The sequence below is a fragment of the Streptomyces sp. SID5785 genome, assembly GCF_009870065.1.
GTDB lineage: Bacteria > Actinomycetota > Actinomycetes > Streptomycetales > Streptomycetaceae > Streptomyces.
In genome coordinates, this window is the sequence record NZ_WWIA01000489.1 from 1 (window position 1) to 463 (window position 463).

Annotated in this window: 1 pseudogene; it reads right to left on the reverse strand. The window is 80.3% G+C overall.

Annotated features, from left to right (window positions below):
- Positions 1–463 (reverse strand): annotated as a pseudogene (locus GTW43_RS15755) (hypothetical protein); the annotation flags it as partial.

Sequence of the window (463 nt, forward strand, 5' to 3'; positions counted from 1 at the left end):
CTCGGCGAGGTCGTCGGGCAGGGCCGCGGCGGCGGCGCCCATCGGCGCGGCGGCGAGCGGGCCGCGCAGGAGGCCCGGGGCGCCGAGCAGGAGGGCGGTCTGTGCGGCGCGGCCGGGGCGGACGTCGACGAGGTTGAGGAAGTGTGCGCTCCCGGCGATGACGACGCCCGCGAGCAGCCGGTCGAGCGGCCGCTCCTTGAGCAGCGCCCCCGCGACGAGGCCCGCCGCCGAGATGCCGAACAACTTGACGGCCCCGGTGGTGAGTTCGCCCTCGCGCAGCGCGCCGAGGTGAGCGCGGAACCCGCGGCGCGGATCGTCCGCCCCGGCGAGGTCGTCGTAGCCGCCGCAGACGCCGCCCGCGAGGGTCGCGACGAGCGCCGCGGCCCGGGTGCCGGGCGGTCCGGCGAGAGCGCCCGCGGCGATCCCGGCGGTGGTGGCCGGCCCGGCGCACAGGTCGACCGGG